Source organism: bacterium, from assembly GCA_024228115.1.
Classification (GTDB): domain Bacteria; phylum Myxococcota_A; class UBA9160; order UBA9160; family UBA6930.
The window spans coordinates 1-15,885 of the sequence record JAAETT010000159.1; the positions used below are offsets into that span (position 1 = coordinate 1).

Here is a 15,885-nt window from a genome sequence, read left to right on the forward strand (position 1 = left end):
ACTACCTCGCGGCTCTCGATCGCGAACTCGACACCGATCCGACCGACACCGATTCGCCGTTCTGACGAGAAACCAGCACTCGCGCGCGACCACGGCTAGATGATCAGATTTCTACGGTTTCTCGTGATCGCCAACATGCTCATCGCCATCGCGGTGGTCGCCACCATGCAGTCGAGTGCAGCGCAACTCGACATGGAGACGTTTCGGACCCTCGTGCTGGTGAGCCTGGTTCCCGCCCTGCTCGCCGTGTTGGCCGTCCTCTTCGGAGTACGTGAAACCCGTCGGAAAAAGGAATCCGACCCCGTCCGCATCGGCTTCCGCGGCCTCGGGCGCCGCTTTGCAATCTTCCTGGGCATCGTCGCGCTCTTCGATCTGGGCAACTTCTCCGACGCGTTCCTTGTCCTGCGGGCGCAGGAGCGGGGCCTGGGTGTCAGCGATCTGCTCTGGACATTGTTGGGCTTCAACCTGGTGTACGCGCTGGTCGCTACACCTGCAGGCGCCCTCTCCGACCGGATCGGACGACGGCGCCTCATCGTCGCCGGCTGGATCGCCTACGCAATGATCTATTTCGGATTCGCGTTGGCCGGAAGCAGCACGGAGATCGTCGCCCTCTACCTATGCTACGGCGCCTACTATGGCCTCACGGCAGGAACGGCCAAGGCGATGGTGGCGGATCTCGTCCCTGAACAGTTGCGCGGCACTGCGTATGGAACCTTTCACGCGCTGCTTGGCATCATCGACCTGCCCGCATCATTGATTGCTGGAGTGCTGTGGCAGGGGATCGGTTCCTGGCAGGGCTGGGGCCCCGCGGCGCCCTTCTACTTCGGAGCCGCAACATCCCTCGCAGCAGCCCTGTTGATGATGGCCTTCCTCCGCGACAACGACTGAAACCCATCCCCCTCGAAGTGGTTCCGCCGACCAGCACGACCAATCGCGAGGCGGGGGGCGGCCAGCGCGGAAATAAAGCGCAGGCATCTCGGCTGACGAGCGTGCGCACGTGCGCTAGCGGCGAAGCCGCGCAAGCGAACCCGCATTTGGGTCCAACGCGGCCACACAAGCCCCAGCCGAGCCATTCCGCGATGGCCGCCCCCCGCCTCGCGATCCGCCACGAGAAGCAAAGCGGACACCGCTTCTACCAACGACCCTCGGCTACGCCAGAGCGAACTCCGCGCTCGAGGAGCCGCCGCGTTGGTCGATCATCATGCCGGCGTTCTTCCAGCCGTCCTGCGTCCGCTCGGTGATCAATCCGAGCCGTTGGAGGTTGGGCACGACGGTGTGCATGTATGCGATGCTGTTGAGCTCCGCGTAGTTCGGCAGCCCCATCATCAGCTTCACGATGCTCTCACCGTCGATATCGTACTTCGGCCCGAGAACCTGGAGCATGTCGAGCTGCTGGTTGGCGTTCAGGGCCTCGAGGATCTGGAACGCCCAGTCCTCCATTGCGGCGAGCTCCTCGCTGCTGGCTTCCTTCACCACGCGACGCATCGTCAAGACACCGAACGCAGCGTGGCGCGCCTCGTCCTGCTCGACCCGCGTGATCATCTCGGTGAAGAAGGCGTTGCGGCTCTCCTGTCGCATCAGGTTCATGATGCCGACGGCCGTGCCCTCGAAGAGGGTCTGCATCCCGAGCATCTTCTTCTGCATGCCTTCGGCACCGAGCAGCTCATCGAGCAGATTCTTCAGCGTGGCGCCGACGGGGTAGAGGGTTCCCATCTTGCGCTGCAGGAACTTCGCGAACACCTCGGTATGACGCGCCTCGTCGATCACCTGGCTCGAAGCGTAGAGCTTCTGGTCGATGGTCGGACAGACGTTCGTCAGCTGCCCACAAAGCTGCAGGGCAGCCTGCTCGCCGTGAAGCAGTTGCGAAATGCTGAACGCCAGCTCATCGAAAGCCGCGGCTTTCTGGGTGGCCTCATCCTTGCCCATCAGCTTGCAGGCCTGGCCCATGAGGGAAGCTTCCGGGTTGAGCACCCACTCGTCCTTGGAGACCGGCATGTCCCAATCGAGATCGGTCTCGGCGTTCCACTGGTTGACCTTGCCCTTCTCGTAGAGGCTTCGCAGCTCGGCGACTTCACTGCCGTACTCCCAGGTCCAGTTCAGGTCGAGGGGGACCTGGATGTCCATGCGATCGCGAATCGACTGGATCTCCGCCTCATCGACGAACTCGATCACTTCGAACTCACCGAACCTCTTGCGGTGCTCTTCCATCAACTTCTTCACGATGCCTTCTCCTTGGGCGCGGAGTCGGGCTGGCGGGCCAGACCGAAGTGAACGAATGCTCTGACTTCCTCACGGCGGGCGCGGACGGCCTCGGCCGAGAAGATCGGACGCCCCAGCAGTTCGTCGCCGAACTCGCCGGATGCGAAGGGATACACACAGGTTCCCACCAGCGTCTGGACCGTGTGGGGAACCGAGACCGGGCGGAAGCTGCCATCGGCAACTCCGGCCTCGATCACCGACTGGATGGCCGCGATGACCCGGGCGAGGGTGGCGTTCACGGCATCCGACTCGGGCAGGCCTCCTTCCGGGAGATCGTTGTCCTCGAAGAGGGCGCGAAGAAGCAGACGCGCCGTCGTCGGCTGCTCGGCGAGGACCGAGATGAGCTCGTCGAGCCCGGCTTCCAGGCGGACTGGCGGCGCATGCTGTGCACCGAGCGCTGCCCCCAATCGGGCCTCGAGGCGCAGGAGAACCCCGTCGAGCATGCTGCAATAGAGAGCGGCCTTGCTCGGGAAATGGTGAAAGAGCGACGACTTCGAGAGCCCGGCCGCCTCGGCGACCTCGCGAAGGCCGACACCGGCATACCCGCGCTGCGCAAAGCGGGCTTCGGCGACCTCGAGAATCTTCTTCCTGGAACTGGGGCCGGGGGCCTCGGTCATTGAGCAGACAACCTCGTTTGGGGCTCTATCCCTTCGACCGGTCGGTCGGGGGGCTTGAACTTAGTCGACCGATCGGTCGGACGGCAAGCGAAATCGTCCCTCGATGGGACATTCCTCTCATGCCGTCAGCCTCTGGCTCGGATCAGGGCTGAACGACGCGGACCGGGCCGAACGGCTCGAGCTGAGGGACCAGGGCCTCGGCCGGCCCGACCACGACGATCAACGCGTCGTCGGGTCTCACGAAATCCGTAGCAGCGGCGGCCGTCTGTTCCGCGACCAGGGCTCGGATGCGGCCCCGATACGTATCCAGGGAATCCTCGGGAAGCCCCTGGACATCGAGTTCGACGAGACCGGAGAGCACGGCCGCGGAAGTCTCGAGCCCCAGGGCGAAACGCCCCACCAACAAGCTCTTGGCCGCCGCCAGCTCCTCCGCGGAAGGAGGTTCGCTCCGGATCCGAGCAAGTTCGGCCAGGGTCAGCTCGATGACCCGACCCACTTCCGGAACCCGGGTGAAAGTGCCGACGGCGAAGGGCCCGCGAAGGCGGCGTCCTGCGAATTGGCTGAAAACCCCGTAGGTAAGCCCTTCCTCAGCGCGGATCTTCGACATCAGCCGCGAAGAAAAACCAGCGCTACCGAGGACGGTGTTCATCACCTGGATCGGAATGCGGCGAGGCTCCTGCCGCGTGATGCCTGGATGGCCGACGATGATCTGGGCTTGCCCGAGATCCGGACGATCGACGACGACGATCTCACGGCCCGTTCGGTCCGGTGGTTCCGGGCCCGCCTCGGGCACCGGCCCGGCGGGCCACCCGCCATACGCCTCCTCTACACGAGCGAGCAGCGTCTTCGGGTCGAGATCCCCGACCGCAAAGAAGATCGCGTTGGCCGGGACGAAGACCCGTTGATGGAAAGCTCGGGCCTGTTGGGCTCCGAGTTTCGCAACCGTCTCCGGCCGACCCGAAGTCGGCCATTGGTAGGGATGGCCCGGGTTCAGCGCCGCCGCAAAGGTCCAGGAAGCGAGGATTTCCGGATCCTCCCGCGCCTTCTCGAGGGAAGCCAGTTGTTCGGCTCGCACACGGTCCACCTCGTCGGAATCGAAGCGAGGCCGCAGTACGACGTCGGCGAGCACATCGAATAACATCTCTCGATCCCGGCTCAGGCCGCCAACACCTGCGCTCATGGCATCCCAACTCGCCGACACACCGAGCGACGCGCCCAACGCGTCGACGACCGAGGCCAGCTCGAGGGCCGTGCGCGCGCCCGCACCCCGCCCCATGAGCTCGGCCGTGAAATCCGCCAGGCCGGCTTCGGCGGCCGGCACAATGGCGGCACCGCGCCGTATCTGCACGCCCATATCGAACCGGGGAAGCCTGCGGTCTTCGAGAGCGATCACCGTCAGACCGTTGTCGAGCGTCCGCCGATGCAGGCGTGTGGCATCGACGACGGGGCGGTCCTGGGCCGGCGCCGGAGGAAGTTCCCAGGCATGGGGAGCCTGCCCGGGGAAGCCCGGAAGCGAGCTGCAGCCGAGCGCAAGTCCGAGAACTGTCGCCAGGAGCGCCTTCGCCACGAGGCGCATCACGAACCCTCCTCCGCCGGGGGCGGCATGAGGTGCAGCACCGTTCGCTTCTCTGGCCGGAGGTACGCCTCCGCGACACGCTGGACATCCTCGGCCGTGACGCGTTGGATCGCGTCGAGCCGTTCCTGCAAGGGGCGCACGCGCCCGAAGCTCAGCCACTCCCGGCCGAGGCGCGAAGCCAGGGCGTGGCTGGTGCCGAGGCCGCCGATCAAGGCGACCTCGAGTGCGCGCTGCGCCTTCTCGACTTCTGCAGCCGAAGGCGGCGCCATGCGCAGCGCCTCGATTTCTTCGAAGAAGACTTCTTCGGCGCGTTCGAGAGCCACACCGGGACGCAGGCTGACGAATCCGTAGACGAGGCCGGCACGCTCGAGTTCCCAGTAGCTGGCGCTGGCACCCAGGGCGACGGGCTCTTCATGCACCAACCGCTTGTAGAGCCGGCTGGTGCGTCCACTCGAAAGAATGGTGCTCATGACGTCCAGAGGCTCGGCATCCGGATGACCACTGGGTGGCGCATGCCAGGCCACCGCCAGGGTCGGCGCGCGTACGTCGAAGTGCACGGTCGCGCGCCGCTCGCCCTGTTGATCAGGCTCCTCGGTCGGGTTTCGCGGAACGTCGGGACGCGTGCGCAGAGGCCCGAGATGTTGGTTGATCAAGGCCAGCGTCTCGTCGGTATCGAAATCTCCGGCGATCGTGATGACGAGGTTGTTCGCTGCGTAGTAGTCGTCGAAAAAGGCACGGCACTCGGCGACACCCATCTTCTCGAGATCGCTCTTCCATCCGATCGTCGGCACGCGGTAGGGATGCGCCTGGAACGCGAGAGCCATCAGCTGCTCGAAGAGCTTGCCTTCCGGATTGCTCTCGGTGCGGAAGCGGCGCTCTTCGATGACGACCTCACGCTCGCTGGCCAGGCTGTCCTCACTGATGTCGAGGAAGCGCAATCGCTCGGCTTCGAGCTCGATCACCAGGGGCAGATTCTCGCGGGTGACGTCGGCGAAGTACACGGTGACGTCGCGGGATGTGAAGGCGTTCAGCCGGGCGCCGCGCTTCTCGAGAATGGTCTGGTGGGCTTCGGGCGGTAGATGCTCGGAACCGCGGAACATCATGTGCTCGAAGAGATGGGCGAGACCTGTCCAACGCGCCTCGTCGCCAGAACCCACGTCCACCCAGATCTGGAAGGAAACGACCGGCGTACTCGGATCCTCGAGGGTGAGCACGGTCAGGCCGTTGGGGAGGACCGTCGTGCGGGTTCGGACAGCCGGATCCTCGAAGGCCGCCGATTCCCCCGCATGGGCAGCAGAAGCAACGAAACCGCCCATGGAGCCCGCGATCCAGAGAGGGCCCGCGATCCAGACCAAGCCTGCGATCCGGAGCGAGGTTGCGATCCAAAGCGCCAGGCGCCCCGTCTTTCCGAGCGCCTGCCCGAGCTGGTTCATGGCGACGGACGGTACCCAGCGCCTACCTTCGGCGCCATGCCGATTCAGCAGGACGAAGCCCTGCGCAAATTGCTCGAGAGCGTGCGGACGATCGCCGTCGTGGGCATCAAGGCGGGCGTCGGCGATGACGCCTACCGGGTGCCGGCGTACATGCAGAGACAAGGCTACGAAATCCTCCCGGTATCCCCGAAGCTCGACGTGGTCTTGGATGAACCTTGCGTCGCGAGCCTCGGCGCGCTGCCCGAGACCCCAGACCTGATCAATTTGTTTCGGGCGGCCGACCATGTGCCGGCCCACGTGGATGAGATCCTCGCCCTCGACCCCCTGCCGCGGGCCGTTTGGATGCAGTTGGGCATTCGCCACACGGAGGCTGTCGCGCGCCTCGAAGCGGCGGGAATCGACGTCATCCAGGATCGCTGTCTGATGGTCGACCACGGGCGCTTGCTGGAGGCCGTACCGCCGCTGCGCGTTCCGCTGCACTACGACTTCGCATCGACCATTTGCTACGTGGCGCACCGGGTATTGACGCGGATGGCGCCGACCCTTCGCGAGCTGGGGCTCGAGCTGGCCTGGACGCCCGTCGACCTGACGGCCATCACCGGCTACGCCCGAGGCATGGAGATGCCGGAGGTGAGCCGTGCCAACGCGCGGCGCATCGGGATGGATCTGGGAGTCCCCGTGGAGCCGCCGCCGCGTTGGATGGATTCGCGACCCGCCGCCGCCGGAGCGTTGCTGGCGGCGCGCGCCGGCCGAGTCGGAGCGGAAGCAACCTGGCGCGAACGCATCTGGACGGCTCTCTTCGAAGAACGCCGGGACGCTCCGGATGGAACGGAAGTGATCGACTGGGCTCACCAGCTGGGATTCACGATCGACGAGGGCGAACTCGAGCGAGCCAGCGATGAGTTGGAGGAACTCACCCAGCGAGCCCGTGAGGACCAGGTCACAGGCGTTCCGACCTTCATGCTGGGCCGTTGGCCTTTCGGCGGCATCCAGACCGAGGACACCATGGCGGCTGTCCTTGAACGCTACGCGCGCAAGAACCGAAGCGGAGAGCTCTCGTGAGCGCCCGGCGCCGAGGTGATGGCGATCGCACCGTCTGGTCTTCCGAACGTGGCGACCTGCGATCCCCGCGCAGCCGGCCCCGGGACGAGGCGGCCGTGGTCGCCAGCGACGGCATCGTCCGGGTTCGCCTCGAGACGAAGGGACGAGGCGGGAAGACCGTGACCACCATCTCGGGCGTCCCGCTTCCGGAGCCTGAACTGCGAGCGCTCGCCAAGGATTTGAAGTGCCGCTGTGGCACGGGCGGCGCGCTGAAAGACAACGTAATCGAAATTCAAGGCGACCACCGCGACACGCTGATTGCCGAACTCGAAGCGCGCGACTACAAGGTCAAACGCAACTAAGAGGCGTCCTCTCTCTTGCGCTCGTGAACCTGGTAGGTGAGGCGGCGGCTTTGCATCCAGCGGACGGCGATCACATCGGCGACGCCGACGAAGAGCCGGTTGCCGATGCCGTATTTCGACTGACCGTGAAGACGCGGGCGGTGGTTGACCGGCAGCTCCACGAGGCGTGCGCCCTCCATGCGCAGCATGGTCGGGAGGAAGCGGTGCATGCCGCGGAAGAGCTTCACGTTGCGAAGGAAGCTGGCGCGCATGACGCGCAGGGAGCAGCCGACATCCGTGACCGATTCGCCCGTCATGCGATTCCGAAAGCCGTTGCCCACCCGCGACGAGAGCTTGCGAACCCAGGTGTCCTGCCGGTTGGCGCGAACGCCGTTCACGACATCTGCCTGATTCAACGCAGCAAGGAGGCGCGGCAGATCTGCGGGATCGTTCTGGAGATCGGCGTCCAGGGTGCCAACGATCTCTCCGCGCGCGGCCTTGAAGCCAGCGTCCAGTGCGGCGCTCTGACCACTGTTCTCCGCGAGGCAGAGGATCCGGACGCGCTCATCGCGCTTCGCCAGACCCTGAAGGACGCCAACGCTGCCATCCCGGCTGCCATCATCGACGTAGAGGAACTCCACGCCACCGCCGACTTCCGACAACGCCTGATCGAGTTCAGCGTGAAGCGTCTCGAGATTGTCGGCTTCGTCGTACACCGGTACGACGATCGAGAGGTAGATCTGGCTCTTCACGCTGGGCTCGTCCCCTGTGCAAGCAACTCTGGATTCCGCGCGGCGACCATGCGACGCAGGCCCTCTCGCCATGGAACCCGAGAGCGACCCACGCGATCCTCCAGCTTCGACACATCGAGCGGCAACGGGGCCAACGCCTGGTCCGTTGGCGTGAGCTTTGGCTCGAGGCCAGTCAGCTCGCCGAGGTATGCGCACCAATCCTCGATGCACGTGTCCTCGCTTCCGGCCCAGTTCACCACCGTCGCCGGCACGCTGGCCATCTCCAGGAGACCCTCGAGGCTTCGCACGTAGTCCTCTTCGTGAAAGAGAGGGAACCGATTGGGGCCATCCGGGTGCACCGGAATCGGCACGTCGTTCTTCATCATCATCATCAGGTGGTACCAGGGCCATCCACCCTCGTCTCCATAAGGCACACCGAGCCGCGCGATCGTCGTGGGCAGCTTCCACTGCCGAGCCGAAAACCGCACGACGGCCTCGGCCGCGATCTTCGCGAGGCTGTAGGTCGGCATCATCACCCGGTGGTGATCGCCCAGCGGGTCGCCTTCGGACCGGGGTTCCCCTTCGGCCGCTTGATACACCCCAGCCGTCGAACAATGCAGAAAAGCACGCGCGTCCTTGCAATGGGCCATCAACATGCCGACGCCTTCGGCGTTCATCGCCAGATCGTCCTCGAAATCCGGCGTCGAACTGCGCGTCACGGCGAAATGCAGCACGGCATCGAGCCCGGTGGGGACCGAGGAGAAATCACCGGTCACGAGGTCGGCCACCACGGCCTGGGCGCCCAGTCCTTCGATACGCACCCGATCTTCTGCTTTCTGGAAGCGCCCGAGGGCGAACACGCGATTGTTGCGTGCCAACTCCCGCGCAATCGGAAAAGCCACCTGGCCGGTCGCACCGGTGATGAGAATGCTCCGGCCTTCCAGCATCAGGGCTCGCGGTTCAGCAGGAACCAGCTGCCCAGATCCTTGCCGCGCTTGGCCGCCGAACCGATCGTCACATGCTCGGAAACCCGGCGCAGCGTGTCGATCATGGAGCCGAAGACGAAGCGACCGAGGCCGGCCTCATTCGAACGGACGGGCGGCCAACCGGCCGGTGCCTCCGGCGGAACCAGGTTGTAGTCGACCCACACCTCAGGCGCGTCGGGCGACGGCCTCGCTACGTAGTAGCCCGGGCCGGTCAAGCCTTGAAGCGGCGCGAAGTTGAAACCCCAGAGCTCCTTCGGCGCCTCCGGATCCTCGCCGGGCGGCCGACAGAAACGTTTCTCGAACTGGCTGAACGCAGGAAGCGAGTTCTTCCCGAAATGGCGAACCGCTTTTCCATCCCCGACTCCAGGCGGCACCAGTTCCTCGAGCCGAACCGGCGCAAATCCTGCTGCAGCCTGGTACAGCCGCGCCTGAGGCTTGCGCCCGACGCTACGAGTCGCCTCGACCCGTTCGGCGTGGGTCAATCCGTCGAGGAAAGCCGAAACCCGCTCCATCTCGATCGCATGCTCACCAAGCAGGGCAAGCAATCCGTCACTGGGGGAATTCGCCATAGGGCACCTCCGTCGCCGAGAGGGTACCGTCTGGCGCGCGAAACTGAAGCGGAGGCACCCGTTGAGCGAGCTCCAGGCCGGCCCCAGGCTGCACGCCGCCGTCCTGGCAGCGGCATTGATCCTCCTATGCACCTGGCTGGGTGGCGTCGACGCCTCGGCCCCAGACGAGCCCCGCTACCTGGCCGTGGCCGAGGAGATGCGCAGTTTCGTCCACGGGCCCGAAGGCCTGGTCGTGATGCATTTGAACGGCGAGGTCTACACCCAGAAGCCCCCCCTCTACTTCTGGATGGCCGCAGCCCTGGGCGCGCCCTTCGGCCACGTCAGCGAGGGGTTGGCGCGACTGCCGTCCGCCCTCGCAGGCGTTCTGTGCGTGGTCTTGACCCTTCTGCTGGGCTCGCGTCTGTTCGGAAGCGCCGCCGGAGTGCTGGGCGCAGCCCTTCTCCTCACGGTGTATGAATTCGGGCATCTTGGCCGGCGGGTCCAGCTGGACGTCCTGCTCGCTGCCTGCGAACTCGCCGCGCTGTTGGCGTTCTGGTGGGTCGATCGGGGGCTCGGAAAGCGGGCGCCGTGGGTCGCTCTCTTTCATCTGGCCCTGGGTCTCGGCGTTCTGACCAAAGGGCCGGTCGGATTCCTGCTTCCGGTCCTGACCGTCGTCGCCTTTCTGGGTTGGGAACGACGCCTGCGCGACCTTGGGCGGCTCTTCCCACCTTGGGCCCTGCTCCTCTCGCTGGGGCCTGGAATCGCCTGGATCCTCGCGGCGACTTCGTTGGCTCCGAGCGGCTTCGCCGACGAGGCCGTCGGCTCCAATCTGTTCGGGCGTTTCTTCCAGGGCACCTCCCACGCGCGCCCGTTCTACTACTTCCTTCTCCAGTTTCCGATCGAATTCCTTCCCTGGACGCTTGTGTGGCCCGGCGTCTACTGGGTGGGTCGACATCGCGTGTTCGCACCGGAAGGCGACCCGGAAGAGCGTTCCCGTCGAGCGTGGCGTTTCTTGCTCGCCTGGGTCGGCACGAGCCTGGTGTTCTTCTCGATTTCGTGCGGCAAGCGCGGCTTGTACATGGTGCCAACGTTCCCGGCCGCAGCGCTCCTGTGCGCCGACACGTGTATCCGTGGCCTTGCTGGACGCACGAACCTGCCACGGAGCGGTTCCCTGATCGCGACGGCGTTCGGATTGCTGGCGTTCGCGGTCGGCGTCGAATCCATCTCTGCTGGCCTTGGGCACTCTCTCGTTCCGAACGAAACCTGGCGTCTGATGCTTCCAGCGTTGAACAACACCTTCCTCATCGCCTTTGGATGTGGACTCGTGGGAATCGCCGCGGCGGGAGCGGTCGCGTGGATCGTCCTGCTACGCAATCGTGCGCCGCTTCTTGCACATGCCGGTGTTGCACTCGCCACGGTGTTCGCCGTCGAACTTGCGGTCTTCGCACTCCTCTATCCCGCCCTCGATCCGATCCGTTCACCGCGGCCCGTTGCCGAAGCCGCAGCCGCCATCACACCACCGGGCAATGCGATCGGCCTGGTGGGTGACCGGGCGTTGGCCGGCGGCCTCAAGTACTACGGGGGTCGACCCGTCGAAGCCATGCGAACGACGGAAGAGATCGCGGCCTTCCTGGAACGCGGCGGAACCACCATGGTCATCAAGCGCCGCAAGCTCGATCGCATCGAGGCCGTCACGCCGGTCGAGATCATTGGCAGCGCGCGCACCGGGCGGCGAGAGATCGTTGTTGTCGTTCCCGCCCCCAGGACGTCTGACCCCTGATTCACCCCGGGGCAACCCACTGCCGGTGTCGGGGCTTCTCCGCTCCCGCCTGCGGGGCTGGCCCCTCGAAGCGCCATCTTATGCCGCGCTGCGTCGACGCAACGCACCGAAGTACTCGGTTTTCCGACGGAAACCAGGGTTCACCAACTGTCAGCGCGAAGCGTCATTGGCTAATCTGCGCGGCAGGTCAAGCCGAGTAGCTGGATGATGAACGCGGCCGGCCCGCCCCGTGCAACCATCGATTGCCATCCTGAGGCAGCCGGGTTCGCGGAGCCGGAACGCAACCCTAGGAGAGGAGGGATTCCCCATGGCCGAGAAGGCAGAGCTTCGCGTTGGAGGTGACGTCATCGAACTCGACGTCGTCGAGGGGACCGAAGGAGAGCGGGCGATCAACGTCGAGGAGCTCCGGAACAAGACCGGACTGATCACCCTCGATCCCAGCTACGCAAACACCGGCTCCTGTGAGAGCTCGATCACGTTCATCGATGGCGAGAAGGGGATCCTCCGCTACCGCGGTTACGACATCGCCGAGCTCGCCGAGAAGTGCACCTTCCTCGAGACGGCCTACCTGCTGATCGAGGGCGAGCTCCCGACCCGCGAAGAACTCGAGAAATTCCGCGAATCGATCCGCTACCACACGATGGTCCACGAGGACTTCCGCCTGTTCTACCGGGCGATGCCGAAGGACGCGCATCCGATGGCAGCCTGCTCTGCAGCTTGCGCATCGCTGGCAACGTTCTACCCGGATTCACTTGATCCACGCGATCCCCGTGAAGTCGAGGTCGGTATCCACCGCCTGATCGCGAAGCTGCCGACCATCGCGTCGTACGCCTACAAGCACGCGATCGGCCAGCCCTTCATGTATCCCGACAATCGGCTCGCCTACGTCGGGAATTTCCTGCACATGATGTTCGCCACACCCTGCGAGCCTTTCGAGGTGGATCCGGTGGTGGAACGAGCGCTCGATCTGCTCTTCATCCTGCATGCAGATCACGAGCAGAACTGTTCGACCAGCACCGTCCGGATGGTCGGTTCGTCCCATGTCAACCTGTTCGCGTCGATCTCCGCGGGAATCAACGCACTCTGGGGCCCGCGCCACGGCGGCGCCAACCAGGGCGTGATCGAAATGCTCCAGGCCATCGCCGAAGAAGGCATCACGGGCAAGGATTTCGTCGATCGGGCCAAGAGCCGGGACGATACGTCGCGACTGGTCGGTTTCGGCCACCGGGTCTACAAGAATTTCGACCCGCGGGCGAAGATCATCAAGAAGGCCTGCTTCGATGTGCTCGCACGGCTCGGCATGAACAGCAGACTGCTCGAGATCGCGGTCGAGTTGGAAGAACTTGCGTTGAAGGACGAGTACTTCGTCGAGCGCAAGCTGTATCCGAACGTCGACTTCTACTCCGGCGTCATCTACAACGCGATCGGGACCCCCGAGAGCATGTTCACCGCGATGTTTGCGATTGGTCGGCTGCCAGGCTGGATCGCCCAATGGGCAGAGATGCACCAGCACCAGCACAAGATCGGGCGACCGCGACAGGTGTATCAGGGCGCCACGGAGCGATCCGTGACAGCCATCGACGAGCGCTAGGAGCGAGCCGCGGGGGCCTTCCTCTGGACAGAAGGCGGCTGGAGCCCGTGGCAGGAAGGTGAGCCTCCTCCCGGACCGCGCTGCTACACGACGGGTCGCTTCGTCGATGGACGCGTTCGTCACGGCGAATACGTGGTTTCGCGTTGGATGACGGATGCCTCCAGCCTTGGACTCGGGAACGTGGATCCGGAGTTGGCGGAGACGGCGATCCTGCGCCTCGGACAGGCGAGCTTCGGCTCTCGGGGCGAGGGCATCGTTCGCATCGAGGCGCGCAGCGGCCGCGAGGGGATGCGCTGGATCGGCACGACACGGGAAGTCGGACCTGAGCCGGAGACCTGGACCGCCGGGACCGCCGCCGAACATCATCCGGGCCCCCGAGACGACGTAGGCGCCAAGCGAGCCGACCGGGCCGTGTTGGATCGTGCCAAGGCGTTGGCGGACAACCGGGGTTGGAACGAGACGCTGCTGCTCGATGCAGAGGGCTTCGCCGTGGAGGGGACGCGTTCGAATCTGGTCGTCGCGCTGTCCTCGGGACGGCTCGTCACGCCTCCCCTTCGGCGGGGCGCCGTTCGAGGCGTGGCCCGCGCGATCCTGATCGCTGCCCTGCCAGAGCTCGAGGAGGCCGACGTGGCCGGCGAAGATCTGGCCCTGGCGGACGAGTTGATCGCCGTGAACTCGGTGCGCGGAGCCCGTCCGATCGTCGCCCTCGATGAACTCCCGATCGCGGGAAGAAACCCGGGGCCCTGGGCAGCCCAACTCTCGCTCCTCCTCGACGCGAGTGCGTAGCCGCCGTAGGATTCGCCCTTCCCCGGAGATGTGAAGGAGCCGAAATGGACCTGGGACGGGTGGCTGCAGCGGTCACTGAAGTAGAGCCGACCTCCAACAGCGGGGTGATCCGCTTCGACGCCACCCTCCGCATGCAGTCCAAGTAGTGGCGGGGCCGCTCGGGAAACTCGCCTTCACCCTGCCGTTCGGCGACGCCCGCACCTCCGTCGAGCTGGCGAAGCGTGCAGAGCAGGAATGGGGCTACGAGGCCATCTGGATGGCCGAGACCGCGGGCCCGGATTCCTTCACGCTGGCGGGGGCGATCTTGCAGGCGACCGACACGCTGACGCTCGGGACGGCCATCGTGCCGGTCTACAACCGCACGCCAGCCGTATTGGCCATGAGCGCCGGCACGCTCGGCCAGCTGGCGCCAGGACGCTTCCGCCTGGGGCTGGGCTCCTCGAGCCACGCCATCATCGGCGACTGGAATGGAGTGCCGTTCGAAGCGCCCCTTTCGACCGTCCGTGACTCCGTCGCCATCATCCGTCAGGCGCTCGCGGGCGAGAAGACGAGCTACGACGGCAAACGCCTGCGTTCGAAGGGGCTTCGCCTCGGTTGCGTGCCCCCGGAACCGGTGCCGATCTATCTGGCGGGGTTACGAGAGAAGATGCTGAACCTGGCCGGCGAGATCGGCGAAGGACTCATCATCAACTTCCAGCCGGTGGATGCGATGGCGCAGATCCTTTCCGCCTACCATGCCGGGGCAACGGCCGCCGGGCGCGACGCCACCGGAGACGAAGTCGTGAGCCGCTTCCAATTTGCCGTCACCGACGATGTGCCCGCCGCCAGGAACATCGTGCGCGCTGGTTTCGGCGGTTATCTGGCGCAACCGGTCTACAACAAATTCATCGCCTGGTGCGGCTTCGAAGAAGAGGCCCAGGCCATCCGCGAGGGGTTCGCGAGGCGAGACCGCCAGGCGGTCGGCGAAGCGATCCATGACGAGCTGATCGACCGCATCGTAATCCTCGGCAATGAGGAAGAATGCCGCGAAAAGCTGGCCGGCTTCGTCGCAGCAGGCGTGACGGCACCCGTTCTTGCACCGCTCGCGGCCCGAAAGGACGACGCGGTGCGCATGCTCGAAGCGTTCGCGCCTGCTCGGGGAAGATGAGCCCCAAAGCGCTCTGGCTGAGCGGCGGGACCGGCCTGCTCGGGAGCCAACTCGCCCCGAAGCTCGTCGCGGACGGCTGGGCGTTGCGCCGGCTGAGCCGGCGAAGCCCGCCGGCCGCTCCCGGCATCGAGAATGTGCGTTGGGACGGCTTGCACGTCGAAGCGGCCTCATTGCGCGGCACCGAGGCAGTGATCCATCTCGCGGGGGAGCCGGTGTTCGGAGGCCTCCCGACCGCCTCACGGCGCAGGCGAATCGTCGCCAGCCGGGTCGAGTCCACGCGCTCCCTTGTGGACGGCTTGGCGGGACTTCCGGAACCCGAACGTCCCGCCGTGCTCGTCTGCGCCTCGGCCATCGGTTACTACGGAAACCGCGGCGACGAAGAACTCCGCGAGGATGCCGCGCCCGGCGAAGGCTTTCTCGCGGATATCTGCCGGGCTTGGGAGGAGCAAGCGGCGCGAGTCGAAGAACTCGGCATGCGCCGGATCTCTTTGCGCTTTGGTGTCGTCTTGTCTCGAGAGGGCGGTGCACTCGCGCAGATGGCGCCCATCTTCAGGGCCGGCCTCGGCGGAAGGCTCGGAACGGGCGATCAGTGGTTCTCCTGGATCCACATCGAAGATGCAGTCGGGCTCATCCTTCGGGGGCTCGAGGACGACCGTCTATCCGGCGCCATCAATGCAACCGCCCCCGAACCGGTGCGCAACCGGGACTACACCCGCCAACTCGCGGCGGCCCTCGGGCGCCAGGCCCGGCTTGTCGTCCCCGCATTCGCGGTCAAAGCGGCCCTTGGCCCCCTGGCCGGAGAACTGCTTGGAAGCACGCGTGTCGTCCCGGCAGTTGCTGAATCCGCCGGCTATCCCTGGCGGCATCCAGGCCTGATCTCCGCCCTCCGCCAGGAAACCGGACGTTAGGCGCTAGTCCCTTGTATCGACCAAAGGCGGAAGTGTTGTCATGCTAAGCACTGCGTCCCCCGCAGCCAATCGGTTCTCGCCGTGTCGCGGGCCGATTCATGGGGCCCGTATGTCGAAGAAGCGGTATCGGATTGACTTGAC

14 protein-coding genes and 1 pseudogene are annotated in these 15,885 nt (G+C 65.6%); 8 read left to right on the forward strand and 7 right to left on the reverse strand.

Annotated elements, in window-relative coordinates:
- The first annotated feature begins 99 nt into the window (after positions 1-99).
- Positions 100-888, forward strand: coding sequence for an MFS transporter (locus tag GY937_08000; GenBank protein ID MCP5056656.1), 789 nt, complete (start codon positions 100-102; stop codon positions 886-888).
- A gap of 261 nt (positions 889-1,149) precedes the next feature.
- Here GY937_08000 and GY937_08005 read toward each other — a convergent pair whose 3' ends face one another.
- The 4 genes from GY937_08005 to GY937_08020 form a co-directional block, all read right to left on the reverse strand.
- On the reverse strand, positions 1,150-2,220 hold the full coding sequence (locus GY937_08005; GenBank protein MCP5056657.1) for a hypothetical protein: 1,071 nt from the start codon (positions 2,218-2,220) through the stop codon (positions 1,150-1,152).
- Positions 2,217-2,876 carry a TetR/AcrR family transcriptional regulator gene (locus GY937_08010; GenBank protein ID MCP5056658.1) on the reverse strand — a complete coding sequence of 220 codons (660 nt, stop codon included), beginning with the start codon at positions 2,874-2,876 and terminating at the stop codon, positions 2,217-2,219. Before GY937_08010 ends, GY937_08005 begins: the two co-directional genes overlap by 4 nt.
- 142 nt (positions 2,877-3,018) lie before the next feature.
- The gene (locus GY937_08015; GenBank protein ID MCP5056659.1) at positions 3,019-4,455 is read right to left on the reverse strand and encodes an insulinase family protein; all 1,437 of its coding nucleotides are present in this window, start codon (positions 4,453-4,455) and stop codon (positions 3,019-3,021) included.
- Positions 4,452-5,885, reverse strand: a complete 1,434-nt coding sequence (locus GY937_08020) for an insulinase family protein (protein MCP5056660.1) — start codon at positions 5,883-5,885, stop codon at positions 4,452-4,454. The genes GY937_08015 and GY937_08020 overlap by 4 nt, the downstream gene beginning before the upstream one ends.
- A gap of 36 nt (positions 5,886-5,921) precedes the next feature.
- Here GY937_08020 and GY937_08025 point away from each other — a divergent pair, with 36 nt between their 5' ends.
- Complete coding sequence (locus GY937_08025) at positions 5,922-6,947, forward strand: hypothetical protein (protein ID MCP5056661.1); 1,026 nt, start codon at positions 5,922-5,924, stop codon at positions 6,945-6,947.
- On the forward strand, positions 6,944-7,288 hold the full coding sequence (locus GY937_08030) for a translation initiation factor (protein ID MCP5056662.1): 345 nt from the start codon (positions 6,944-6,946) through the stop codon (positions 7,286-7,288). The genes GY937_08025 and GY937_08030 overlap by 4 nt, the downstream gene beginning before the upstream one ends.
- On the opposite strand, the gene GY937_08035 is transcribed toward GY937_08030, so the two are convergent.
- From GY937_08035 to GY937_08045, 3 genes are read right to left on the reverse strand one after another with little or no spacing between them, the layout of a single operon-like run.
- Positions 7,285-8,007, reverse strand: coding sequence for a glycosyltransferase family 2 protein (locus GY937_08035; GenBank protein ID MCP5056663.1), 723 nt, complete (start codon positions 8,005-8,007; stop codon positions 7,285-7,287). The genes GY937_08030 and GY937_08035 overlap by 4 nt on opposite strands.
- Positions 8,008-8,015: 8 nt before the next feature.
- A complete protein-coding gene (locus GY937_08040; GenBank protein ID MCP5056664.1) occupies positions 8,016-8,942 on the reverse strand; it encodes an NAD(P)-dependent oxidoreductase in 927 nt (308 codons plus the stop codon).
- A 2-nt stretch (positions 8,943-8,944) separates the two neighbouring features.
- Complete coding sequence (locus GY937_08045) at positions 8,945-9,553, reverse strand: hypothetical protein (protein ID MCP5056665.1); 609 nt, start codon at positions 9,551-9,553, stop codon at positions 8,945-8,947.
- Between the two features lie 61 nt (positions 9,554-9,614).
- Here GY937_08045 and GY937_08050 point away from each other — a divergent pair, with 61 nt between their 5' ends.
- The 5 genes and pseudogenes from GY937_08050 (at position 9,615) to GY937_08070 (ending at position 15,744) form a co-directional block, all read left to right on the forward strand.
- Complete coding sequence (locus GY937_08050; GenBank protein ID MCP5056666.1) at positions 9,615-11,312, forward strand: phospholipid carrier-dependent glycosyltransferase; 1,698 nt, start codon at positions 9,615-9,617, stop codon at positions 11,310-11,312.
- Between the two features lie 307 nt (positions 11,313-11,619).
- A complete protein-coding gene (locus GY937_08055) occupies positions 11,620-12,903 on the forward strand; it encodes a citrate synthase (GenBank protein MCP5056667.1) in 1,284 nt (427 codons plus the stop codon).
- A gap of 81 nt (positions 12,904-12,984) precedes the next feature.
- Positions 12,985-13,689 (forward strand): annotated as a pseudogene (locus GY937_08060) (aminotransferase class IV).
- A gap of 145 nt (positions 13,690-13,834) precedes the next feature.
- Entirely contained in the window at positions 13,835-14,836 is a 1,002-nt protein-coding gene (locus GY937_08065; protein ID MCP5056668.1) for an LLM class F420-dependent oxidoreductase, read from the forward strand.
- Positions 14,833-15,744, forward strand: a complete 912-nt coding sequence (locus GY937_08070; protein MCP5056669.1) for a TIGR01777 family protein — start codon at positions 14,833-14,835, stop codon at positions 15,742-15,744. Before GY937_08065 ends, GY937_08070 begins: the two co-directional genes overlap by 4 nt.
- Positions 15,745-15,885 lie beyond the last annotated feature (141 nt).